8 protein-coding genes are annotated in these 6,503 nt (G+C 72.1%); 4 read left to right on the top strand and 4 right to left on the bottom strand.

Features of this window, described 5'->3' with window-relative positions; genetic code table 11:
* Positions 1-106: 106 nt before the first annotated feature.
* Positions 107-1,036 (bottom strand): ABC transporter substrate-binding protein, encoded by a 930-nt coding sequence (locus AB0K34_RS26560; RefSeq protein ID WP_240807281.1) that lies wholly within the window; start codon positions 1,034-1,036, stop codon positions 107-109.
* Positions 1,037-1,312: 276 nt separating this feature from the next.
* Here AB0K34_RS26560 and AB0K34_RS26555 point away from each other — a divergent pair, with 276 nt between their 5' ends.
* Positions 1,313-1,957, top strand: coding sequence for a TetR/AcrR family transcriptional regulator (locus AB0K34_RS26555; protein WP_364551521.1), 645 nt, complete (start codon positions 1,313-1,315; stop codon positions 1,955-1,957).
* Complete coding sequence (locus tag AB0K34_RS26550) at positions 1,954-2,340, top strand: VOC family protein (protein WP_138635198.1); 387 nt, start codon at positions 1,954-1,956, stop codon at positions 2,338-2,340. Before AB0K34_RS26555 ends, AB0K34_RS26550 begins: the two co-directional genes overlap by 4 nt.
* Here AB0K34_RS26550 and AB0K34_RS26545 read toward each other — a convergent pair.
* Entirely contained in the window at positions 2,318-3,214 is an 897-nt protein-coding gene (locus AB0K34_RS26545; protein ID WP_301177264.1) for an LLM class F420-dependent oxidoreductase, read from the bottom strand. The genes AB0K34_RS26550 and AB0K34_RS26545 overlap by 23 nt on opposite strands.
* A gap of 47 nt (positions 3,215-3,261) precedes the next feature.
* Complete coding sequence (locus tag AB0K34_RS26540; RefSeq protein ID WP_138635202.1) at positions 3,262-3,522, bottom strand: hypothetical protein; 261 nt, start codon at positions 3,520-3,522, stop codon at positions 3,262-3,264.
* A 97-nt stretch (positions 3,523-3,619) separates the two neighbouring features.
* On the opposite strand from AB0K34_RS26540, the gene AB0K34_RS26535 reads away from it, so the two are divergent.
* Positions 3,620-4,375: an alpha/beta fold hydrolase gene (locus AB0K34_RS26535; RefSeq protein ID WP_364551519.1), complete on the top strand. Its 756-nt coding sequence runs from the start codon at positions 3,620-3,622 to the stop codon at positions 4,373-4,375.
* Here the strand turns inward: AB0K34_RS26535 and AB0K34_RS26530 are convergent.
* Positions 4,367-5,032: a TetR/AcrR family transcriptional regulator C-terminal domain-containing protein gene (locus AB0K34_RS26530; protein ID WP_364551517.1), complete on the bottom strand. Its 666-nt coding sequence runs from the start codon at positions 5,030-5,032 to the stop codon at positions 4,367-4,369. The two genes, AB0K34_RS26535 and AB0K34_RS26530, sit on opposite strands and share 9 nt — an antisense overlap.
* Before the next feature lie 72 nt (positions 5,033-5,104).
* Here AB0K34_RS26530 and AB0K34_RS26525 point away from each other — a divergent pair, with 72 nt between their 5' ends.
* Positions 5,105-6,451 carry an MFS transporter gene (locus tag AB0K34_RS26525; RefSeq protein WP_364551515.1) on the top strand — a complete coding sequence of 449 codons (1,347 nt, stop codon included), beginning with the start codon at positions 5,105-5,107 and terminating at the stop codon, positions 6,449-6,451.
* The last annotated feature ends 52 nt before the right edge of the window (positions 6,452-6,503 follow it).

Below are 6,503 nucleotides of genomic sequence, written 5' to 3'. Positions count from 1 at the left end.
GGTGCCCGGCAGGGCGCCCCCCCCGGTGCCGGGGCGGGCGCGGCGCAGGCCCTTCGCGAGCGGGCCGCGCAGGCCGTTCACGGGCGGGCGTCCCCGGCCGCGGCGGTCACTGCACCTTCTGCACGGCGTCGCCGATCGCCTTGACGAACTGCGGCAGGCGCGGCCCCCAGCGGGAGGCGATGTCGTCGTCGAGCTCGACCACGTTCTTGTTCTTCACCGCGCCCAGACCGGACCAGCCGGGACGCTCGCCCAGCGCGGCGGTGTTCTGACCGCAGCACTTGGTGTCGGCCAGGAAGATGAGGTCGGGGTCCTGCTTGAGCAGGTACTCGCGGGACAGCTGCGGGTACCCGCCGGTCGCCTTGTCGGCGGCGTCGGCGACGTTCCGCAGCCCGAACATGCCGTACACCTGGCCGACGAACGTCTTGGACGTCACCGAGTGCAGCTCGTTGTCGAGCTCGTGGTAGTACGTCAGGCCCTTGCCCTTGGCGGACGCGGACGCCGCCTCGACCGTCCGCTGGATCTCCGCCCGCATGCCGTCGGTGAGCTTCTTGGCCTCGGCGGCGTGGCCGGTGGCCAGGCCGAGGTCGTTGATCTCGTCGTAGGCGTCGTCCAGCTTCGCCGCCGCGGGCTCCAGCAGGACGGGGATCTTCACCTTCTCCAGCGACTTCACGATGCCGTTCAGGTCGTCGGACACGACGACGAGGTCCGGCTTGTAGGCGATGACCGCCTCGGCGTTCGGCTTGAAGCCGGACAGCTTGGTGCGCGGCGCCTCGGCCGGGTAGTTGGAGAAGTCGCTGACCGCGACCACCTGCGGGCCGGCGCCGATGGCGAACAGCGTCTCGGTGTGGGTGGGGGACAGCGACACGATGCGCTTCGGGCGGGCGGGGACGGTCACCGCGCCGTTCGCGGCCTGCACGGTGACGGACGCCGCGCCGCCCGTCCCGTCCTTGGCGCCGTCGCCGGCGCCGCCGCAGGCGGCCGTGACCAGGGCGACACCGATCGCCATCACCGCGCCGAGGGTACGTACGGGTCTCACAGGAGCCTCCAGGCTGGGGGAAGCCGCGGCCCGCTCATGACGGATCGCCCTTCCACGAGGTCGATAGTCGTCAGCGCGCGAGGAGGCGACCTGGCTCGGCCACTCGGAGAGGGGCACCACAGTTGCGGGACAGCGCCGGGTTCACACCGGACTTCGCTCCTGGGCGCGCAGCACCGCAACGGTATCAGCCGCCGTATCCGGGTTTGTCCGGGTGGTCGGAGTGAGCACTCACTTCGGTGTTGACGGAGTGAGTACTCACTCCGTACCGTGGGCGGCATGGAGCGCGAGAACCGGCGCCGGGCGCCGGGAATGAGCCCGCGGGAGCGCCGGGAGATGATCGTGCGCACCGCGCTGCCGCTCGTCGCCGAGCACGGCACCGCCGTGACCACCGGCCAGATCGCCCGCGCCGCCGGCATCGGCGAGGCGACGATCTTCCGGGTGTTCGCCGACAAGGACGAGTTGCTGGACGCCTGCGTCGCCGAGGCGCTGCGCCCCGACCACGTCCTCGCCGAGATCGAGGCCGTCCCGCTCGACCAGCCGCTGGCCGCGCGGCTCGCCGAGGCGAGCGACGCGATCGAGGCCTACCTCGGCCGCATGGGCATGGTCGTCGGCGCCCTGCACGCCACCGGGCGCGCCGGGAACCGCCGCGTCCCGCCCCGTCCGGACGAAGGGGAGGGGCCGACCGGGCCCGCGCCCGACCGCGACGCCTCCATGACCCGCACCCGCGACGCCGTCGCCGAGCTGTTCGAGCCGGAGCGCGACCGGCTCCGCCTGCCCCCCGAGCAGCTCGCGAGCCTGTTCATGGGCATGGCCTTCACCCGCGCCCGTCCCCCCGCCGGGCCGGCGGCGCCCAGTCCGTCCATGGCGGAGTACCTGGACGTCTTCCTGCACGGCGCCCTGATGGAGGAGACCGCCGAATGACGATCAGCCTGAACCACACGATCGTGACCGCCGCCGACAACGACGAGGCCGCCCGCTTCTTCGCCGGCGTCATGGGCCTGCCGTACACGGGCCCGCACCCGCACGCGCGGCACTTCGTCCCGATCCGGGTCAACGAGGGCCTCACCCTCGACTTCCTGACGGTCGCGCACCCGCAGGGCCACCACCTGGCCTTCGACGTGGACGCCGGCACGTTCGAGGCCGTCCTCGACCGCCTCGACGCGCGCGAGATCCCCTACGGCGACGAACCCGCGCACGCCGACAGCGGCCGCGTCGACGAGGCGCACCCGCTCGGCGGGCGCGGCCTCTACTTCTCCGACTCCAGCGGCAACCTCTACGAGCTCATCGCGCCACCGCGGCCTTGAGGAACCGCCGGGTCCGGCCCTGCTCGTCGTCCGGCATGAACTGGGCGGCGACGAAGTCGGTGACGCCGGCCGCGGCCAGCTCCTCCAGCCTGGCGGCGACGGTGTCCTCGTCCCCGACGAGGGCCAGGTCGGCGGGGCCGGCCACGCCCTCCCGGTCCATCATCGCCCGGTAGGACGGCAGGTCACCGTACATCGCGAACGTCTGGGCGGCCTGCTCCCTCGCGCGCTCGGGGTCGCTCGTGACGCACGTCGGCAGCGCGCACACGATCCTCGGCTCGTCGCGTCCCGCCGCCTTGGCCGCCGCCGTGATGGTCGGCGCGATGTGCTCCCGGACGGTGGCGGGCCCGGTCATCCACAGCACCGTCCCGTCCGCGCGCTCCGCCGCGAGCTTCAGCATCTTCGGCCCCAGCGCCGCCAGCAGCAGCGGGACCCGCGCCTCGTTGCCGACGCTCAGCCCGATGGAGCCCTTCAGCGTCTCGCCCTCGAACGACACGTTCTCGCCGTTCAGCAACGGCACCAGCACCGACAGGTACTCGTCCATGTGCCGGACGGGACGGCCGAAGTCGTACCCGTACACGCCCTCGATGACGACCTGGTGGGACAGGCCGATGCCGAGCGTGAACCGCCCGTCCAGGGCCAGGGCCGCCGTCCGCGCCTGCTGCGCCATCACGGCCGGGTGCCGCGGATACGTCGGGACGACCGCGGTGCCGAGCTCGATGTCCGGGACGCCGCGTCCCGCCACGGACAGCGCGGTGATCGCCTCCACCCCGAAGATCTGCGAGAGCCACGCGGAGGGGAACCCGTCGTCGGCCGCGCGCCGCACGTCGTCCGCCAGCCTGCCCAGCGCGTCCGCCCCGCCCCGCTCGCTCAGCATGACCCCAATACGCACAAGGACCTCCCTAGAACTGTGTAAGGCGATCCTTACACACCGTCCGGACCGCCGTCCCGGGGCGCGTACTTCTGCGCCAGCTCCCGGTCGTTCGCCGCCCACCTGCGATGCCGGGCGGCCGACTGCAGATGCAGGTCGGCCTCCTCGGGATGCGCGGCGGCCATCCGCTCCAGCAGCGCCGCCGCCCGCTCGTGCGCGCTCGCCGAGGACGCCATCGCCTGGCACGGGTACTCGTCACCCTCGTGCCGGCCCCCGCACGCCCTCACACCGAGCGCGTGGTCTTCGCTGTCCATATCCGCCGGCCCGTGCACCGATCAACCAACCCTCCAGCCACGTTCCCCTATCTACCCAGCCACCCGGTCGTTCAGCCCCGCTCCGCGATGACGGATCATGGAGGACGTGGCAGATCCGGAACCACTCAGGCTCTACACCGCGGACGGCGTGCGGATCGACGCGGGCCACCTGCGGGGCGCCGACGAGGTGTGCTTCGTCCTGGCGCACGGGTTCACCTGCTCGTGGCGGCAGCCCGCGCTGCGCCGGATCGCCGGCGCCCTCGGCCGGCACGGCGGCGTCCTCGCGTTCGACTTCCGCGGCCACGGGAGGTCCGGCGGGCACTCCACGGTCGGCGACCGCGAGATCCTCGACGTCGCCGCCGCGGTCGCGGCGGCACGCCGCCGGGGATACCGGCGCGTCGCGGTCACCGGGTTCTCCATGGGCGGCGCGGTGGTCGTCCGCCACGCCGCGCTGCACGGCGGCGTCGACGCGGTCGTGTCGGTCAGCGCGCCCGCCCGCTGGTACTACCGCGGGACGGTGCCGATGCGGCGCGTGCACTGGGTCATCGAACGGCGCCTCGGCCGCCTGGCCGTCCGCATGGCACGCGGCACCCGCATCGCGCCGAAGGGCTGGGACCCGGTGCCCGAGGCGCCCCACCAGCTGGCCGGACGGATCGCGCCCGTCCCCTTCCTCGTCGTCCACGGCGACGCGGACGCGTTCTTCCCGCTCGACCACGCGCACCAGCTGTACGAGGCGGCGTCCGACCCGAAGGAACTGTGGATCGAACCGGCCTTCGGCCACGCCGAGGTGGCCGCCACCCCAGACCTGATCAACCGCATCGCCAAGTGGTCGACGGACGCGGTCTCAGCCTGACTGCGCGAGCCCGTCGATGAGGTTCCGCAGCCCGAACTCGAACCGGTCGGTCAGCCCCGGGGCCAGCAGCCCGTCCGCCACCGCGACGAGATCGGGATACTGCTCCACCGGCAGCCCGGCCAGGTAGCCGCCGACCTCGGCGAGCCGCGCACCGCCGTCGGCGCCCTTGCCGAAGGCGATCTCCTGCACCGCGAAGCCGACCACGTAGAACACCAGGATCAGGTAGCCGTAGCCCGCCATCCGGTCGTCGAACCCGGAGCGCCGCAGGATGCCGATCACCCGGTCGGCCAGCCGCAGCCCGTGCGGACCGAACGGCAGCCGCCCCGGCAGCAGCCGCGTGGCGGCCGGATGCGACAACAGCACCTGCCGGAGATCCAGCCCCAACCGGGACAGCCGCTCCTGCCAGGGGCCGCCCTCCGCGTCCGGCAACGGGCACTTCCCGATCACCGTGTCGATGAGCAGCTCGAAGAGTTCGTCCTTCCCGCGCACATGCCAGTAGAGCGACGGTGACTTGACGTCGAGCTCCGCGGCGAGCTTGCGCATGCTGAACGCGTCGAAGCCGTCCCGGTCCAGCAGTTCGAGGGCCGCCCGGACGATCTCGCCGCGATCCAGCCGCGGCGCCGCCGCCGTCTCCTGCCCGCGCGGAAATCCACCCATGCCCGCAAACCTAACACTGCAAGGGAATCCCTAACACTGCTAGATTCTCTCTATCACTGCTAGGGAGAGCCCATGATCGACCCGATCCCGTCCGCGCCGACCCGCGAAGCCCTCCGTCCGCCCACCTGGTGGCCACTGACCGCGATCGTCGCCGCGGTCTTCATGCTCATGCTGGACGCGACCGTGGTGACCGTCGCCCTGTCCCGGATGCGCGACGACCTGCACGCCGGCCTCGGCGACCTCCAATGGGTGATGAACGGCTACACGATGGCGATGGCCGCGTTCCAACTCACCGCCGGCGCGCTGGCCGACCGCTGGGGCCGCCGCCGCTCGTTCCTCACCGGCGTCGCGCTGTTCACCGCGGCGTCGCTCGCCTGCGGCCTGGCCCCGAACGCGGCCGTGCTCATCGCCATGCGCGTCGTCCAGGGACTCGCCGGCGCCCTCATGTTCGCGACGACCCTCGCCCTGATCGCCCAGTGCTACACGGGCCGCCGCCGCGGCCTGGCGTTCGGCGTACGCGGCATGGCCGCGGGCTTAGCCGTCGTGCTCGGCCCGGTCGCCGGCGGCGCGCTGGTCTCCGGACTCGGCTGGCGGTGGATCTTCCTGGTCAACGTCCCCGCCGGAGCCCTCACCCTCGCCATCGGCGCCGCCGCCCTGCCCCGCCACGACCCTGCCCGCACCCCGCGCCGCATCGACGTCCTGGGCCCGTCCCTCCTGGCCGTGGCCCTGACCGCGCTGGTCTTCACCCTTCTCCGCGGTCAAGAACAGGGCTGGGGAAGCGCACGAACCCTGACGACCTCCATCGCCGCCCTCGCGGCCCTCGTCCTCTTCATCGCCGTGGAACACCGCCGCCGAGACCCGATGCTGGACCTTTCCCTCTTCCGCGACCGCGTCTTCACCGGCACCCAGATCGGATCGTTCACCGTCCAGGCGAGCATCTTCGCAATGCTCATCTACGTGTCCCTGTGGTTCCAGGACGGCTTGCACTACACGGCACTGAAAACGGGCCTGTGCTTCCTGCCGCTGGTACTCCCCATACTCCTCGCGGGCCCACTGGCAGGAGCCATCATGGACCGCCTCCCCAAGGGCCTCCTGGTCTCCGCCTCCCTGGCCCTCCTGGCCGCCGCGATACTCCTCATGCGCGGCTCCACATCCTGGACGGATTTGGCCCCCGGAATGCTGCTAGCCGGCTTGGCCTGCGGCATAGCACTCCCGACCCTGGGCAGCCTCGCCGTGGACATCCCAGACGAACGGCATCTCGGAATGGCGTCCGGAGTGAACAACACCGTCCTACAGATCGGCTTCTCCGTAGGTATAGCCGCCTACGGCGCAGTGGTAAGCCAAGACACCCTCTTCCTCATCGGCGCCGCGACCGCCCTCACAGGAGCCGCCATCACCGCACTCCTGATGCGCAGGTGAGTTATCCACAAGTCCGCGACCGGCACTCACCGCCCCGACCGTCCCTGCCACG

Source organism: Actinomadura sp. NPDC049382, from assembly GCF_040677125.1.
GTDB lineage: Bacteria > Actinomycetota > Actinomycetes > Streptosporangiales > Streptosporangiaceae > Spirillospora > Spirillospora geliboluensis.
Note: the sequence above shows the minus strand (reverse complement) of the source record. Positions and strands in the feature narration are given on the sequence as shown.

Coding starts and splice junctions, on each gene's coding strand:
- AB0K34_RS26555 (WP_364551521.1), top strand. CDS start 1,313: ATGGAGCGCGAGAACCGGCGCCGGGCGCCGGGAATGAGCCCGCGGGAG.
- AB0K34_RS26550 (WP_138635198.1), top strand. CDS start 1,954: ATGACGATCAGCCTGAACCACACGATCGTGACCGCCGCCGACAACGAC.
- AB0K34_RS26545 (WP_301177264.1), bottom strand. CDS start 3,214: ATGCTGAGCGAGCGGGGCGGGGCGGACGCGCTGGGCAGGCTGGCGGAC.
- AB0K34_RS26540 (WP_138635202.1), bottom strand. CDS start 3,522: ATGGACAGCGAAGACCACGCGCTCGGTGTGAGGGCGTGCGGGGGCCGG.
- AB0K34_RS26535 (WP_364551519.1), top strand. CDS start 3,620: ATGGAGGACGTGGCAGATCCGGAACCACTCAGGCTCTACACCGCGGAC.
- AB0K34_RS26530 (WP_364551517.1), bottom strand. CDS start 5,032: ATGGGTGGATTTCCGCGCGGGCAGGAGACGGCGGCGGCGCCGCGGCTG.
- AB0K34_RS26525 (WP_364551515.1), top strand. CDS start 5,105: ATGATCGACCCGATCCCGTCCGCGCCGACCCGCGAAGCCCTCCGTCCG.